The organism is Pseudaminobacter soli (ex Li et al. 2025) (genome assembly GCF_003012705.1).
Taxonomy (GTDB): domain Bacteria; phylum Pseudomonadota; class Alphaproteobacteria; order Rhizobiales; family Rhizobiaceae; genus Pseudaminobacter; species Pseudaminobacter soli.
The window spans coordinates 382513-397637 of the sequence record NZ_PXYL01000001.1 but is presented as its reverse complement, the minus strand read 5'-3'; the positions used below and the strand labels follow the sequence as shown (position 1 = coordinate 397637).

The 15125-nt window shown below is 64.3% G+C and carries 15 protein-coding genes; 6 read left to right on the top strand and 9 right to left on the bottom strand.

The features are described 5' to 3' along the window. Positions 1–101: 101 nt before the first annotated feature. On the top strand, positions 102–860 hold the full coding sequence (locus C7I85_RS01860) for an arginyltransferase (RefSeq protein ID WP_106722243.1): 759 nt from the start codon (positions 102–104) through the stop codon (positions 858–860). 51 nt (positions 861–911) lie between these two features. Beyond that, on the top strand, positions 912–1811 hold the full coding sequence (locus C7I85_RS01855; RefSeq protein WP_106722242.1) for a DMT family transporter: 900 nt from the start codon (positions 912–914) through the stop codon (positions 1809–1811). A gap of 6 nt (positions 1812–1817) precedes the next feature. On the opposite strand, the gene C7I85_RS01850 is transcribed toward C7I85_RS01855, so the two are convergent. From C7I85_RS01850 to putA, 4 genes are all read right to left on the bottom strand, one after another. Continuing rightward, complete coding sequence (locus C7I85_RS01850; protein ID WP_106722241.1) at positions 1818–2192, bottom strand: DUF1801 domain-containing protein; 375 nt, start codon at positions 2190–2192, stop codon at positions 1818–1820. A gap of 15 nt (positions 2193–2207) precedes the next feature. After that, complete coding sequence (locus tag C7I85_RS01845; RefSeq protein WP_106722240.1) at positions 2208–2621, bottom strand: VOC family protein; 414 nt, start codon at positions 2619–2621, stop codon at positions 2208–2210. Between the two features lie 58 nt (positions 2622–2679). Next, a complete protein-coding gene (locus C7I85_RS01840) occupies positions 2680–3111 on the bottom strand; it encodes a DoxX family protein (protein WP_106722239.1) in 432 nt (143 codons plus the stop codon). A gap of 145 nt (positions 3112–3256) precedes the next feature. Beyond that, on the bottom strand, positions 3257–6883 hold the full coding sequence (gene putA / locus C7I85_RS01835) for a bifunctional proline dehydrogenase/L-glutamate gamma-semialdehyde dehydrogenase PutA (protein WP_181257051.1): 3627 nt from the start codon (positions 6881–6883) through the stop codon (positions 3257–3259). Positions 6884–7022: 139 nt separating this feature from the next. Between putA and C7I85_RS01830 the strand changes: the two genes are divergently transcribed. Next, complete coding sequence (locus tag C7I85_RS01830; protein ID WP_106722237.1) at positions 7023–7472, top strand: Lrp/AsnC family transcriptional regulator; 450 nt, start codon at positions 7023–7025, stop codon at positions 7470–7472. Here the strand turns inward: C7I85_RS01830 and C7I85_RS01825 are convergent, their stop codons facing one another. Both C7I85_RS01825 and C7I85_RS01820 read right to left on the bottom strand, forming a co-directional pair. Further along, on the bottom strand, positions 7473–8681 hold the full coding sequence (locus C7I85_RS01825) for a cytochrome-c peroxidase (protein ID WP_106722236.1): 1209 nt from the start codon (positions 8679–8681) through the stop codon (positions 7473–7475). It lies immediately after the preceding gene. Then, entirely contained in the window at positions 8678–9121 is a 444-nt protein-coding gene (locus C7I85_RS01820) for a FixH family protein (protein ID WP_106722235.1), read from the bottom strand. Before C7I85_RS01820 ends, C7I85_RS01825 begins: the two co-directional genes overlap by 4 nt. 147 nt (positions 9122–9268) lie before the next feature. Between C7I85_RS01820 and C7I85_RS01815 the strand changes: the two genes are divergently transcribed. Beyond that, positions 9269–10189, top strand: a complete 921-nt coding sequence (locus tag C7I85_RS01815) for a sugar kinase (RefSeq protein ID WP_106722234.1) — start codon at positions 9269–9271, stop codon at positions 10187–10189. 12 nt (positions 10190–10201) lie between these two features. On the opposite strand, the gene C7I85_RS01810 is transcribed toward C7I85_RS01815, so the two are convergent. The 3 genes from C7I85_RS01810 to C7I85_RS01800 form a co-directional block, all read right to left on the bottom strand. Next, positions 10202–11221, bottom strand: a complete 1020-nt coding sequence (locus C7I85_RS01810; protein WP_106722233.1) for an aldose epimerase family protein — start codon at positions 11219–11221, stop codon at positions 10202–10204. 89 nt (positions 11222–11310) lie between these two features. Beyond that, positions 11311–12768, bottom strand: a complete 1458-nt coding sequence (locus C7I85_RS01805) for an NAD-dependent succinate-semialdehyde dehydrogenase (RefSeq protein ID WP_106722232.1) — start codon at positions 12766–12768, stop codon at positions 11311–11313. Positions 12769–12986: 218 nt separating this feature from the next. Beyond that, positions 12987–13937: an AEC family transporter gene (locus C7I85_RS01800; RefSeq protein WP_106722231.1), complete on the bottom strand. Its 951-nt coding sequence runs from the start codon at positions 13935–13937 to the stop codon at positions 12987–12989. Positions 13938–14086: 149 nt separating this feature from the next. Here C7I85_RS01800 and C7I85_RS01795 point away from each other — a divergent pair, with 149 nt between their 5' ends. Further along, positions 14087–14644 carry a histidine phosphatase family protein gene (locus C7I85_RS01795; RefSeq protein WP_106722230.1) on the top strand — a complete coding sequence of 186 codons (558 nt, stop codon included), beginning with the start codon at positions 14087–14089 and terminating at the stop codon, positions 14642–14644. A 162-nt stretch (positions 14645–14806) separates the two neighbouring features. Beyond that, positions 14807–15091, top strand: coding sequence for an acyl carrier protein (locus tag C7I85_RS01790; RefSeq protein WP_026060674.1), 285 nt, complete (start codon positions 14807–14809; stop codon positions 15089–15091). The last annotated feature ends 34 nt before the right edge of the window (positions 15092–15125 follow it).

Genomic DNA, 15125 nt, shown 5'->3' with positions numbered 1-15125 from the left:
GGCGGGCCGCCATGCCACTAATATATAGTTGAATTTTTTGCCGCCGCGGCCAAGCTAGGGGTAATATTGGGATCAAGATCGAGACTCGATGATCGGCAGCGATGACGCAACATCCGACCCAGTCCCCGCAGTTCTTCCTGACAGCGCCTTCACCATGCCCATACATTGACGGCCAGTTCGAGCGGAAGGTGTTCACCCATCTCGTCGGCGACAAGGCGCCGGAGATGAACGACCTGCTGACCCAGGGCGGCTTCCGCCGATCGCAGAACATCGCCTATCGTCCGGCTTGCGAATCCTGCCGCGCCTGCGTTTCGGTGCGGATCCTGGCCAACGAATTTGCGCCGACGCGCAACATGAAGCGCGTGATGCGCCACAACGCCGACCTGATCGGCGACATCCGCGACGCCGAACCCTCGACCGAGCAATATTCCCTTTTCCGCAAATATCTCGATGCCCGCCACCGCAAGGGCGGCATGTCGGACATGACCGTGCTCGACTATGCGATGATGGTGGAAGACACCCACGTCAACACCAAGATCATCGAGTATCGCCGCCGCGGCCCTGACAGCTTCATCACCGGCAAGGGCCAGGGCGAACTGCTGGCGGTGGCGCTTTCGGACATAATGGCTGACGGCCTGTCGATGGTTTATTCCTATTTCGATCCGGATCTGGACGAGCGCTCGCTTGGCACCTTCATGATCCTGGACCACATTGCCCGCGCCCGCGCCGCCGGCCTGCCCCATGTCTATCTGGGCTATTGGGTCAATGGTTCGCGCAAGATGAGCTATAAGGTGCGCTTCACGCCGCAGGAGCATCTGGGGTCGAAGGGCTGGGAACGCTACGCGCCCGAAGCCGTCTGACCGACTTCCCGCGTAACAGCGCAACCACCTCATCGCCGGAGCGGTCCTTCCTTGTCGACATCTGCGAACAACCACGTCAAAGGGCTCGTGCTGACCGCGTTGGGCGGCCTGACCCTGACCGTCGACATCCCGCTGATCCGCCTCGCCGGCGGCGACAACTGGACGATCCTGTTCCTGCGCAGCGGCACCACGCTGGTTGCCGCGCTGGTGGTCTGGGCGGTTTGGCGCTCGTTGAGCAGCAAGACGCCGCAGCTCATTCCCGGCAAGCTGGGCCTGGTCGTGGCGGCACTCTACGGCATCGGCTCGGTGGCCTTCATCACCGCCGTCTACAACACATCGACCGCCAACCTCGTCTTCATCCTGGCCTTCAACACCATGTTCGCCGCCCTGCTCTCATGGATATTCCTGAAGGAAAGGCCGCGGCCGGCGACGCTGATGGCCATGGCGCTGATGATACTGGGCGTGCTGATCATCGTCTGGGATTCGATCGGCACCGGGCAGATGTTCGGCAACCTCATGGCGATGACGTCGGCGCTCTGCATCGCAACAGCCATCACCATCTCGCGCGCCAGCGGCCGCGAAATGGGGTTCACTTCGCTCGTCGGCGTGGTGTTCCCATTCATCGTGGCGGCCGTGATGGTCTCCAAGGGCGGCATCAATATCACGGCGCCCTGGTGGATCATCTTCAACGGCGCGGTGATCATGCCGTTCTCGTTCTTCTGCCTTGCCAACGGACCGAAGTATCTGTCGAGCCCGGAAGTGGCGATGTTCTATCTCCTGGAGACGGTGCTGGCGCCGATCTGGGTGTGGATGATCTTCGCCGAGGTTCCGAGCCGCAACAGCCTGATCGGCGGCACGATCCTCATCGTGACGCTCGTCGCCCATTCGCTCTGGCAGTTGCATGACGGGCGCAGGCGCCGGGCGGCGCTTGCGGTTCAATACCCCGTTTAGCGCCGCTTAGGCTCTTGCGAGCGTAAGCGGATCGCCTCTTTCGAGGTTGAGCGCCACGGCCGCGAGAACAAGGCGGCGCACATCGGCCGGGCTGATCTCCCCGGGCCCCTTGAGCTTGATCGAGGCCATTTCGAACTCGCCATGCGGCACGAGGCGCGCATCGAGATCGGTCAGTAGCGCACCCCGCCAGAAGCCGAGGTTGACGTGACCGGAAAGGGCCTTCACCAGACAGACGGGGCCGCCCGCTTCATAGACCGGATGCCCCCCTTTGAACGTTTCGGCGACATTGCGCGTATCGAGGATGCTGCGCCGCAGCTCCGTCACAACCGCGGCCTGCCAGCCCGAAAGGGCGGCGACGTACTCATTCACGCTATTCGACATGATGATGTCCCTCGCTTATGCCGGCTTTTCGCAATTGACCATCCACGGCGTGCCGAACCGGTCGATCAGCATGCCGAAGCGCTCGGCCCAGAAGGTCTTGGCAAAGGGCATCCTGACCTGCCCCTTTTCGGCCAGCGCGTTGAAAATGCGTTCGGCCTCGGGGATGTCGGTGAACTGAAGCGAGATCGAAAAGCCGCTCATCGTGGTGCGAAATTGCGGCGGCGCGTCGGCTCCCATCAGCACCTGGCCATCACCGAACTCCAGCCGCGCATGCATGATCTTGTCGCGCCATTCGGCGGGAACATGCTCCTCGGCCGGCGTCCCCGCGTGAGGCACCATCATTACGATCTTTCCGCCAAGGACTTTCTCGTAATATTTGAACGCCTCTTCGCAGTTGCCACTGAAGGCCAGGTACGGATTCATCTTCATCGAGTACTTCTCCGGTTGGTCGAACTCTCCACCGCAGCATCGATGAGACGATATCGGATCATCCGGCCCGCAACGGGATCAAAGCGCGCAGCCTAGCGTCACGCAAATAGAGCCCGCCCCAGGCCATGACGCCGAGGTAGAGGCCGAACAACGTGTGAGTGGCCATTGGGTTGCCAATGCGCAGATGCGTCGCCATCGCGCCGCCGAGATAGCCAGTCAGAAGGATCGCGCCGAGCACCGAAGTTCGGGGAATTGAGTAAAGCACGGTGCAGATGAGTGTGAGCACGCCGAGCGTGCGGGCCATGCCATCATCCGTCGGCCAGCCCAGCGTGGCCATCGTCTCGGTGACGACATCGAGCGGAAACAGCTTGATGACCGCATCGAAGAGCAGGAACAGGATCAGAAGGCCGCTGATAATCCAGCCGGCCCAATATGCCTTGCTGGAGACGGATCCCGGATTGACGTGAGCGGTCTGGACGGCAGCTTGCATGGGTCTCTCCCTTTGATGGTCTCGCGGATCGAAGACACTCGATCCGCGCTTCTACGATGACGCATCAAAGGGAGGACTGCCGACGTCCCCGCCGGAATTTTTTGTCCAAAGCCGGCGCGGCCGATGAGCCGCGCCGGTGGAGTTGTCAGGCCGCGCTGGCGAGCAGGCTGGCGTTACCGCCTGCGGCCGTGGTGTCGACGCAGACGGCACGCTCATGCGCATAGGCCGCCGGATAGATCGCCTCGCCGACCAGCGGGACGATGGGTCCCTTGCGGGTGGCCAGCGCCTTGCGGATATCTTTCGCGCGCTCGGCATTCCCCGAGAACGCAACGACACCAAGGTCGAGCGTGGTCAGCGCCACAGCCGGGACGTCGCCGTCGATGGCGACGAGCGGCAGGCCCTTGCCGGTGAGCGCATTGAGCGCGGCGGGAGCACCCGGAGCAACGGCCAGCACGGCGTTGCCGGCGGCAAGCGCCTGGACGACCTGAGCCAGCAGCGTCTCCGCATCCGGCCCGAGGCAGAGCGCGCGGCCGCGCGGCGTTAGCGCCAGCGTGTTGGCCTCGCCTGTCGGCCCGGGCAGGTCGACCTGGCCGTAGTCGAGCGCCGCAGCGGCAGCGATCGCGGCCGCGGCCTTGCCACGCAGATGCCTGCGCAAGGTGGCGATGCGGTCGGAAGCCTGGCTCCATTCGGACGCAACCTGCGGGAAGCGCGAAGCCAGCTCGGCAGGCGCGACCGGCTTGCCGGCCGGCGTCTCGGCGTTCACCGCAGCTGCAGCGCGGCGGAAGCGGCGCAGATAGTGCGGGCCGCCCGCCTTCGGGCCGGTGCCCGAGAGCCCCTCGCCGCCGAAGGGCTGCGAGCCGACGACCGCGCCGATCTGGTTGCGGTTGACATAGATGTTGCCGGCGTGGATGCCGTCGACGAAATGCTGCACGCGGCCCTCGATGCGGCTGTGCAGGCCGAAGGTCAGGCCATAGCCCTTGGCATTGATGTCGGCGATGACCTTGTCGATCTCATCGGCTTCGAAAGTAGCAACGTGCAGCACCGGGCCGAACACCTCGCGCTCCATCTCGCCGATGCCTGAGACGCGGAACACATGCGGCGACACGAAGCGACCGTCCTTCGGCGCGTCGAGCTTGGCGACGAGGCGTCCCTGCCCTTCCATCTTCGTGTTGTAGTCGCGGATCGCGGTCTGCGCTTCCTCGTCGATGACCGGGCCGACATCGGTGGAGAACTGCCACGGATCGCCGATATTGAGCGCATCCATCGCGCCCTTCAGCATGTGCAGCATCTTCTTCTCGACGTCCTTCTGGACATAGAGGACGCGCAACGCCGAGCAGCGCTGGCCCGCACTCTGGAAGGACGAGGCGACGATGTCGCGCACCGCCTGCTCGGGCAGCGCGGTGGAGTCGACGATCATGGCGTTGAGACCGCCCGTCTCGGCCACCAGCATGGCGTCGGGTGCCGCCGTCTCGGCAAGCTGCTTCTCGATCAGCTTTGCCACTTCGGTGGAGCCGGTGAAGCAGACGCCGGCAATGCGCGGATCGGCCGTCAGCGGCGCGCCGACGGTCGGGCCATCGCCAGGCAGAAGCTGGATCACGTCCTCCGGAATGCCTGCCTTGCGAAGCAATTCGACGGCGCGGAAGGCGATCAACGGCGTCTGCTCGGCCGGCTTGGCGATCACGCTGTTGCCGGTGACCAGTGCGGCCGCGATCTGGCCGGAGAAGATGGCAAGCGGGAAGTTCCAGGGCGAGATGCAGACGATGACACCGCGCGCCTCGGTGCCGGCTTCGGCCTTGGCGGCCTCGGAGGCGTAGTAGCGCAGGAAGTCGACGGCCTCACGCAACTCGGCCACAGCGTCGCCCAACGTCTTGCCGGCCTCGCGGGTGGCGAGCGCAAAGAACTCGGCGGCATGGGCTTCGTAGAGATCGGCGGCGCGGCGCAGGGCTTCGGCGCGCTCGGCCGCTGGGCGTGCTGCCCAGGCCGGCTGTGCGTCGAGCGCGATGCGCACGGCGGTTTCAACCTGCTTGGCAGCAGCTTCCGTCACCGTGCCGACGATGTCGGCCGGCTTGGCGGGATTGATGACCGGCCGCTTGGCGCCATGCCCGACCGCACGGGTGATGGGCTTGGCATGCCAGTGCTCCGCCCCCGCGAATTCCTGCCGCGCCTTGTCGAGCGCTGCCAGCGTCACCGGATCGGTGATGTCAAAGCCCTTGGCGTTGACGCGGCCGGCGCCGAAGATGGCCAAGGGGCGTGGAATGGCCGGGTTGGCCGCCGGTCCCTGCGTGGCCACGGTCTCAAACGGATCGCGGGCGATGTCCTCGGCCTTGACGCTCACATCCGTGAGCTGATGGACGAAGGAAGAGTTGGCGCCGTTTTCGAGCAAGCGGCGGACCAGATAGGCAAGCAGGTCCGAATGCGCGCCGACCGGCGCGTAGATGCGGCAGCGGGTGCCTTCGGCCTTGCGCACCGTCTCATGCAGCGCCTCGCCCATGCCGTGCAGACGCTGGAACTCGAAGCAGGTGCGGTCCGGCGCCATGGCAAGGATGGCCGAAACGGTGTGCGCGTTGTGGCCGGCGAACTGCGGATAGATGCGGTCGGTCATCGACAGCAGCTTCTTGGCGCAGGAGATATAGGAAACGTCGGTGTTGGCCTTGCGCGTGAACACCGGGTAGCCATCGAGGCCGAGCGTCTGTGCGCGCTTGATCTCGGTGTCCCAATAGGCGCCCTTGACCAGGCGCACCATGATCTTGCGGTCGTATTTCTGGGCGAGCGCATAGAGCCAGTCGATGGCGAAAGCACAGCGCGGGCCATAGGCTTGCACGACGACGCCAAAGCCGTCCCAGCCTTCAAGCTGCGGATCGGCCAGCACGCGCTCGATGACGTCGAGCGACAGGTCGAGACGGTCGGCCTCCTCGGCGTCGATGTTGAGGCCCATGCGGGCCTTCTTCGCGGCGACGGCCAGCGACAGCAGGCGCTCGGCCATGACCGGCAGCATGGTTTCCTTCTGCGCCTCTTCGTAGCGCGGATGGATCGCGGAAAGCTTTACCGAGATGCCGGGGTTGTAGCGGATGTCCTGCCCCTTGGAGTGGGCGGAAAGCGAGGCGATGGCATCGGCATAGGCGCGCAGATAGCGCAGCGCGTCCTCCTCGGTGCGGGCCGCCTCGCCCAGCATGTCGTAGGAATAGAGATAGCCCTTGGCCAGCATCGAGCGGCCGCGCTTGACGGCTTCCTCGATGGTGCGGCCGAGCACGAACTGCTCGCCCATCTCGCGCATGGCCGCGGCCACCGCCTTGCGGATGACCGGCTCGCCCAACCGGCGAACCATAGCATGCAGCGTACCGGCGATGCCGTCCTCGCTTTCGTCCAGCACGCGGCCAGTGAGCATCAGCGCCCAGGTCGAGGCGTTGACGAAAATGGAGCTCGAGCTGCTGCCATGCGCCGACCAGTCGTGCGGGGCGATCTTGTCCTGGATCAGGTCGTCCATGGTCTGCGTGTCGGGCACGCGCAGCAGCGCCTCGGCGAGGCACATCAGCGCCACGCCTTCCTTGGTCGACAGGCCATAGGCGGAAAGGAAAACCTCCATCAGGCGCGGGTCGGTCGAGCCGCGCACGGCATTCACGAGGCCAACGGCGCGGGCGGAAATCGCCTTGCGCTCGGTTTCGCTCAAATCGGCGGCCTTGATCAGCCTTGCAAGCGCTTGTTCTTCATCAGGAAGATAGTTGGCGCGGATCTGTTTGCGGATAGTATCAAGCAGCGGAGCAGTCATAGACATATGCCAAAGTAAGCTGTTGTTGGATGCTTGGATGCGTATCATAAACCGCATTTCAGAGCGGCCCAAAGGATTGCACCAGATAGTCCGAATGGACTATAGATAATGCTTGTTTCCATCATTTCGAAGCGTGAAGTTGCCAATGAAAGATCAACTGGACCGCATAGACCGCAACATACTGACCGCCCTGTCGCGCGACGGACGACTTTCGATGGCCGAGCTTGCCACGCAGGTGGGCCTGTCGAAAACGCCGGTGCAGGCGCGCGTGAAGCGCCTGGAGCAGGAAGGTTTTATTCGCGGCTATTCCGCGGTGGTCGACCATGAACGTATGGGCGAAGGCCATGTCGCCTTCGTGCAGGTAAAGCTGTCCGACACGCGCTCGGCCGCGCTCGACGCCTTCAACCGCGCGGTGCAGGGCGTGCGCGAGATCGAACAGTGCCACATGATGGCTGCGAGCTTCGACTACCTCTTGAAGGTTCGCACTAAGGACATCGCCGCCTATCGGCGCGTGCTGGGCGAGCGCATTTCCGCCCTGCCCCACGTGGCGCAGACCTCGACCTTCGTGGCGATGGAAACGGTGAAGGATCGCTGATCAGTTCGACAGCGTCTTAAGAAACGCCACCAGCGCGGCCCGCTCGCTTTCGGAAAGCTTGAGCGGAACGACTTCCGACTTTCCCTCCCGGCTCTTCGGAGCGCGGGCATAGTGATCGACCACCGCCTCCAGCGTCGGGATCTGACCTGCATGCATGTAGGGCGGGCGATCGGCCACGCCGCGCAGCGATGGCGTCTTGTAGGCGCGGCGCAGTTCAGGGCCGGACTTGACCATGAAGCGCAACTCCTTGCAGGCCTCCGGCGCGGCATCGCTGTAGAGGCCGAGGCAATTGAACGGATCAGCCAGAACCTGCGCCACCCCGGCTTGCCGGCCGAGATCTTCCGACAAGCCATCAGCGGGCGGGATGCCGGTGTTGTGGAAATGATCGTCGGTGAAGCGCGGCCCGTTGTGGCATTCGATGCAATTCGCCTTGCCGACAAACAGCCGCAAGCCAGCAAATTCCTCATCGGTCAGCGCGGCGTCGCCTTCCGGCTCGACACCAGACGCCACAGCCTCGGCAAAGCGGTCGAAGCGGGTCTTTTCGTGCACGATCGAGCGTTCGAAGGCGGCAATCGCCTTGCCGATATCGGCAAAGACGCGGTTCACGGCTTCCTGCTGCGCCTCGCTCATGGCCGCCCAGGCGACCTTCTCGGTCTCGCCGCCGAGCGGACTCGCGCTGGCCGGCACGTCCGACAGATCGGGCAGCGGCCCGAATATGGGCGCATAGCGCGCGGCAAAATTGTCCTTCACGAAATGGGCATAGGCCGCGCGGGTGCCGCCATGCTCGCGCGCATCCTCCAGCGGTCCAAGCGCCTGCGCCCAAAGACTGTCGCGGCGACCATCCCAGAACAGGAACGGGCTGCGCGCGACATCGGCAAGCGGCATGGTGCGCCGGCTGGTGGTTGAAATGCCGACGCCGAGCGGCCGGTCATCCTGGAACTGGCGGTCGGCGAGATGACAGGTACTGCAGGCGACATCGCCATTGCGGCTCAGACGCTGATCGAAAAACAGCGTGGCGCCGAGGGCCGCAGCCGCGGGCTCGTCGGCATAGCGGTTGCTTGGGTCGGCGGGCAGCGGCGGCAGCGAGGAGAGCGACAGCGAGGCGACGGCCTTCTTCTCCGCCTCGGTGAACGGCACGGGCTTGCAGCCGAGCAGAGCCGACAGGGCAAGCGCCGCCGGCAGAAATGTCAGGTAGCGTCGCCGGCTCATAGCATGAGGTTGAACACGGCCTGGTCGTCGCCCTGCGGTGCCGAAATGGCGAATTTGAGCTCCCAGAGCCCGGCCATGCTGAATTTGACGCCTTCGACGCGGTAACGCCCCTCACCCAGATGGTCGGTCACTTCGGGGCTGGTGGGCAGGCCGTGGCCATGCGCCGGCATACCGCCGCTGACGGTAATCTTGGCGCTCTCGACCGGCTTGCCGTCCGGCGTCTTGACGGTCACGATCCAGCTATGCAGTTCGCCCTGCTTCACCGGTGTCGTTTCCGGTTCGATGGCGACGACATAGGTGCCCTGGTCGCTCGGCTTGCTGAAGGCGAAGTTGGGGCCGCTCACTGGCTGTGGCGGAACGGAGTAAAGCTTGGTCAACGCCATAGCCGCGACTGCCGCGATGCCGATGATGGCCACGAGATAACGCCAGTTGAACCCCACTCTCCTGCTCCTTGATCGATTCTCATCTTGGAAGCGGCAACCTAACCGCTGGCGGTATCTCCGAAAAGCGTAAAGCCATTTTGTGACCGACCATGGTCAGCATGCCTCTGCCACTATAAATTCATTTCATCAGGAGAGGAGGACTGCATGACGGAAGGCATCGTGGCGATCGGCGAGTGCATGCTCGAGCTGTCGGGGCAGACCGGTCACAGCTGGCGCATGGGGTTTGGCGGCGACACTTTCAACACGCTCTGGACCATTCGCGCGCTGAGCGAAAGTGATAATGTCGACTATGTCTCGGCCTTCGGCGACGATCCCTTCTCGCAGGACCAGATCGCCTTCTTCCGCGAAAACGACATCGGCATAGCCAAGAGCCCGATCATTCCAGGCGCCCGCCCCGGCCTTTATGCCATCACGCTGAAAGGCGCCGAGCGTTCCTTCACCTACTGGCGCGGCGATGCGGCCGCCCGGCAGCTCGCCAGCAACCCGGCTGCACTGGCAAAAAGCCTTGAACAACGGACACTTGTCTACTTTTCCGGGATCACCTTGGCGATTCTGGATGCGCCGAGCCGGCGCACCCTGCTACAGGCGATTTCGGCGGCGCGGGCGCATGGCTCTCACATCGCCTTCGACCCCAATTACAGGCCGCGACTGTGGCCCGACGCGGCGACCGCCCGCGCCGTCATCGACGAGGGGCTGAAGATCACCGACATCGCCCTGCCGACTTTCACCGACGAGCAGGAGCTCTACGGCGACGCGTCGCCCGAGGCGACCGCGCGGCGGCTGGAGGAGATCGGCGTGGCGGAGATCGCCGTCAAGAATGGCGAGGGCGCAGCACTGATCTCCCACTACGAGGACATGTTCACCGTACCGGCCAGCCATGTCGCAGAGCCGCTGGATACGACCGGCGCCGGCGACGCCTTCAATGGCGGTTACCTCTCGGCCCGCCTGCTGGGACTGCCGCCGAAGGAAGCAGCCCGCCGTGCGCATCACGTCGCGGCGGCGGTGGTGCAGATACGAGGCGCGCTGGCGCCCTTCGACATCCTGCAGCTTGCCTTCGATCTGTGACCGATTAGCCGACTAGTCCAGCCTGAATCGGTACTCCGTGGTCTGGCGATAAAGCTCTCCGGGCCAGAGCGTGGCCTGCGGGAAATAGGGATGGTTCGGCGCATCGGGCCAGACCTGCGGCTCGAGGCAGAACCCTGCATAAGCCTTGTAGCGCCGGCCGCCGAGTCCGCGCGCTTCGGTGTTGAGGTGCTGGCCGATATAGAACTGGACGCCGGGCTCCGTGGTCCAGACCTCCATCTCGACGCCTGAGGACGCCCCCTGCACCCAGGCAGCCTGCCTGAGCGGCCCGCGCGCGGCGGCCAGGCAGAAATTGTTGTCGTAGCCGAGTTGCTCGCCTTCGCTCTCCATGCGGATGGGGCGGGCATGGCGGAAGTCGAACGGCGTGTCGTCGACGGGCTTCACGACGCCAGTGGGCACGCAGCTCCCGTCGACCGGCAGATAGGCGGCCGCATTCAGCATGATGCGATGGTCGAGGACGTCGCCGGTGCCGCCGTCGTCGAGGTTGAAATAGGAATGGTGCGCCAGGTTGCAGAGCGTGGGCTCGTCGCAGGTCGCGGTCAGTTCGATCGCCAGCGTGCCGGGAATCTTCAGCCGGTAGGTGCAGCGCACGTCGAGCGCGCCCGGAAAGCCCATTTCGCCGTCCGGATCGTGCAGACCGAAGGTAATGAAGTCAGGCCCATGCACCAGGACATCCCATACCCGATGGCCGAAGCCATTGATGCCGCCATGCAGCCCATTGGTCTCGGGCCGCTCGGGATCGATGCTGTAGCGCCGGCCTTCGAGCGTGAAGCGGCCGCCGCGGATGCGGTTGGCGAAGCGCCCGACGATGGCGCCGAAATAGGGAGACGAAAGCGGATAGTTGGCGAAGCGCTCGAAGCCGAGCACCAGCGGCGCGTCGTGGCCGGCGAGGCGCAGATCCTGCACCACCGCGCCCCAATTCATGATCCTGGCCGTCAGGCCGCCGCCCGCAATCTCGAAGCGCTGGACGGAATGTCCGTCACCTGTCGTACCGAAGACCTTGCCGCCCGACATGCCCCGCTCCGGACCCAAAAATGAAAAACGGACGCGACCTTGAGGCCGCGCCCGTCATCATGTCAAGGGATAGGGCCTGGCCCTATCGATCAGAGGCCGAGGCCGCCGATGCAGACGTACTTGGTGTCGAGGTAATCCTCGATGCCCTGGTGACCGCCCTCGCGGCCCAGACCCGACTCCTTGACGCCGCCGAACGGGGCTTCCGGAGTGGTGATGATGCCTTCATTGACGCCGACCATGCCGTACTTCAGCCCTTCCATCACGCGGAAGGCGCGGCCCAGATCGCCGGTGTAGAAGTAGCAGGCGAGACCGAACTCGGTGTCGTTGGCGAGCGCAACCGCCTCTTCTTCCGTCTCGAACTTGAAGACCGGAGCGATAGGGCCGAAGATCTCTTCCTTCATGAACTTCATGTCGGGGGTCGCGTTGGCGATGACGGTCGGCTCGAAGAAGGAGCCGCCCAGCGCGTGGCGCTTGCCGCCGGCAACGATCTTGCCGCCATTGGCGGTGGCGTCGGCGATGAATTCCTCGACCTTCTCGACGGCCTTCTCGTCGATCAGCGGGCCCTGCTGCACGCCGGCATCGAGGCCGTGGCCGACCTTGAGCTTGTTCGAAGCCTCGGCCAGCTTCTCCACGAACTTGTCGTAGATGCCGGCCTGGGCGAAGAAGCGGTTGGTGCAGACGCAGGTCTGGCCCGAATTGCGGAACTTGGCGGCGATGGCGCCTTCGACCGCGCGGTCGATATCAGCGTCGTTGAAGACCAGGAACGGAGCGTTGCCGCCCAGCTCCATCGAGACCTTCTTGACGGTCGAAGCCGACTTGGCGATCAGCATCTTGCCGACCTCGGTCGAGCCGGTGAAGGTGATCTTCTTGACCAGCGGGTTGGTGCAGAGCTCGTCGCCGATCTGGGCGGCCGAACCGGTGACGACGTTGACGACGCCCTTCGGAATGCCGACTTCCTCGCACAGCGCGCCCCAGGCCAGGCCCGAATAAGGGGTCTGCGTGGCCGGCTTGACGACCGAGGTACAGCCGGCGGCGATTGCCGGGCCGATCTTGCGCGCCAGCATGGAGGACGGGAAGTTCCACGGCGTGATCGCCGCGATGACGCCGACCGGCTCCTTGGTCACGAGAACACGGCGGTCAGCCCACGGGGACGGAACGACGTCGCCATAGGTGCGGCGGGCTTCCTCGGCGAACCACAGCACATAGGCAGCCGACGAGCCGACCTCGCCCTTGGCTTCGGTCAGCGACTTGCCCTGCTCCATGGTGAGCAGCTCGGCCAGCGCGTCCTGGTTGTCCATGATGGCGTCGTGCAGCTTGCGCAGCAGCTTGGAGCGCTCGAGCGCCGACGTCTTGCGGAAGCTCTTGAAGGCCTCGTTGGCAGCCTCGATGGCGCGGCGCGTCTCGACGCCCGTCGCATAGGGCACGGTGCCGATCTTGAGGCCCGTCGCCGGGTTGATCACATCAACGGTCTTGCCGGAATCGGCCTGGACCCATTCGCCATTGATGAGATTTGCCTGGCGCATGAAATGGCTGGTTTTCTGGAGCATTCGTCTCGCCTCTCGTGCGGCGCGCCACGACGCGCCGGTCCTCTGGAAATTCGTCGCAGCGGCGGAACGCCCGCCGTCGGTGTTGCGCGATGTGCCACACATATATGACCCGCCCCGCAAGCGCGCCACCTCTTTAACTCACGTAAAGTAACTGGATCAATCTCCTTGTGCCATGACCTTATGGTCCAGAGCCGGAGAAAGTCTGTACCCCTACGGGGCTATCCGAAAACCATATGAGCGATCGTCAGCCAGAATGCGGTGGTGACGACCGCGCAGGCGGTGGCGATCGTCATCTGGTTGGACGCCAGCGCTTGGCCGGTGCCGAATTGCACCGCGATGAGATAGGAATTGACGCCCGAAGGCAGTGCCGCCGCCGCAATGGCCACCTTGGCCGGCAGAGGCGGCAGGCCGAGCAGCCATGCCATGGCAAGCGCCACAGCCGGCATCAGCATCAGCTTCAGGGCTGACAGCGCAATCGCCGGCTTGACGTTGCCCTGAATGCCGAACTTTCGCAGGCCGAGCCCCATGGCAAACAGCGCCAGCGGCCCCGCTATGCCGGCCAGGGCATCGACCAGCCGGCCGAGGAGACCCGGCACCGGCAGGCCGATGAAACGCCAGGCAAGCCCCGCAAGGATGCCGACGATCAATGAGTTGGTGTAGAGCCGGCGCAGAAAATCATGCGCGAGGCGCAGCGGATGAACGTGGCCGTTCTTCCGTCCGCCAAACACCTCGAACATGATGATCGACCCCGCCAGCATCGTCGGCAGATGCACCGAGATGATCAGCGACAATATGTCGACGCCCTCCTGGCCGAAGACGCCGAGCATGAAGGGTATGCCGAGCAGGAGCAGGTTCGAGAACGCCGTCGCCACTCCGCCGACGACGCCGGCCTGCGAATCCCGGCCGAAGATCCGGGTGGTGACGAGATGCCCCGCGGTCCAGGCGACGATCACCGCCACGAAATAGGTTGTCCACAGGGTCCATGGCGCCGCACCCTTGAAGTCCGCGGTGACCATGGTGCGGAACAGCAGCACGGGAAGCGCCACGCCGACGGTGAAGCGGGACAGCGCATCGCCGACATCCGCCTTCAGATAGCCGGAAAGCCCGGAAAAATAGCCGAGCGCGACAAGGCTGAAGACGAACAGAACGGTTTCGACCATCGGTGACATGCGCGCGGTGATAAGTGAGCCTCCATGGCCGCGCAATCGTCCAGCAACCCCTATGCATATGAGCCCACAGGCGAAGTGGATCGTGCTCGCGCTTGCCTTTCGTCCGGCTTTCCCATCCCTATATGCGCCGAACTGTCCGGAAAGATTGCATGCGCATAGTGATGTCCTTGTTGTTTCTGCTTGCGGCAATGGTGCCGGCCGCGGCCACGGAAGCCGGCTGGGCGCTGCTGCGCAATGGCGGCCATGTCGTGCTGCTGCGGCATGCGATCACGCCCGGAGGTGGCGGCGAGCCAGCCAATTTCGACATCGAGAACTGCGCCACCCAGCGCAACCTCTCCGACCGCGGCAAGCAGCAGGCGCGCAAGATGGGCGCCCTCTTTGCCGCGCGCGCCGAGACCACGGAACGCGTGCTGTCGAGCCGTTACTGCAACGCGCTGGAAACCGCGCGCATCGCCTTCGGCGACAAGATCGTCGAGCCCCTCGCCGCGCTCGACCAGCCGGCGCCCGGCGCGGAGGTGAGTGCGGAGCAGAAGGAGGCGATCCTGAAGGAGATCCGCGCCTTCACCGGGTCGGGCAATCTGGTGCTGGTGACCCACCAGGAAATCATTGCCGCGCTGACCGGCCAGACGGCCCGCGAAGGCGAAGCCGTGATCGTCAAACCTGACGGCCAGGGGCTCCATATTCTTGGCCGAATCGTGTTCAATTGACGGGCATTGTACGCCGCATGACGTGACCAGACGGAAAGACCGCTTGCGCCGGCCACCGGCCGCGAAAGGGCGATTGGGTCTTTTCCTGCCTAAAAAAACGGATTAGAGAGCCGAACAAACCTGCGCGGAAAGGAATCCGCCCGCACATCATAAGGATAAGCCGTGTCCACGACATTCGAGAAAGTTGCCAAGATCATCGCCGACACGAGCGAGATCGACCTCGACACCATCACGCCCGAGAGCCACACCATCGATGACCTCGGGATCGACAGCCTCGATTTCCTCGACATCGTCTTTGCGATCGACAAGGAATTCGGCATCAAGGTGCCGCTCGAGAAGTGGACGCAGGACGTCAACGACGGCAAGGCCTCTACCGACGACTACTTCCTGATGAAGAACCTCTGCGCCAAGATCGACGGTCTGGTCGCAGCAAAGGCTGCCGCCTGACCCTTGACGGGACAAGCGGCCTGACCCACAAAAG

Coding starts and splice junctions, on each gene's coding strand:
- C7I85_RS01825 (WP_106722236.1), bottom strand. CDS start 8,681: ATGAGCCGGCGACGCTACCTGACATTTCTGCCGGCGGCGCTTGCCCTG.
- C7I85_RS01850 (WP_106722241.1), bottom strand. CDS start 2,192: ATGTCGAATAGCGTGAATGAGTACGTCGCCGCCCTTTCGGGCTGGCAG.
- C7I85_RS01805 (WP_106722232.1), bottom strand. CDS start 12,768: ATGCTCCAGAAAACCAGCCATTTCATGCGCCAGGCAAATCTCATCAAT.
- C7I85_RS01830 (WP_106722237.1), top strand. CDS start 7,023: ATGAAAGATCAACTGGACCGCATAGACCGCAACATACTGACCGCCCTG.
- C7I85_RS01860 (WP_106722243.1), top strand. CDS start 102: ATGACGCAACATCCGACCCAGTCCCCGCAGTTCTTCCTGACAGCGCCT.
- C7I85_RS01795 (WP_106722230.1), top strand. CDS start 14,087: ATGCGCATAGTGATGTCCTTGTTGTTTCTGCTTGCGGCAATGGTGCCG.
- putA (WP_181257051.1), bottom strand. CDS start 6,883: ATGTCTATGACTGCTCCGCTGCTTGATACTATCCGCAAACAGATCCGC.
- C7I85_RS01840 (WP_106722239.1), bottom strand. CDS start 3,111: ATGCAAGCTGCCGTCCAGACCGCTCACGTCAATCCGGGATCCGTCTCC.
- C7I85_RS01800 (WP_106722231.1), bottom strand. CDS start 13,937: ATGTCACCGATGGTCGAAACCGTTCTGTTCGTCTTCAGCCTTGTCGCG.
- C7I85_RS01845 (WP_106722240.1), bottom strand. CDS start 2,621: ATGAAGATGAATCCGTACCTGGCCTTCAGTGGCAACTGCGAAGAGGCG.
- C7I85_RS01815 (WP_106722234.1), top strand. CDS start 9,269: ATGACGGAAGGCATCGTGGCGATCGGCGAGTGCATGCTCGAGCTGTCG.
- C7I85_RS01810 (WP_106722233.1), bottom strand. CDS start 11,221: ATGTCGGGCGGCAAGGTCTTCGGTACGACAGGTGACGGACATTCCGTC.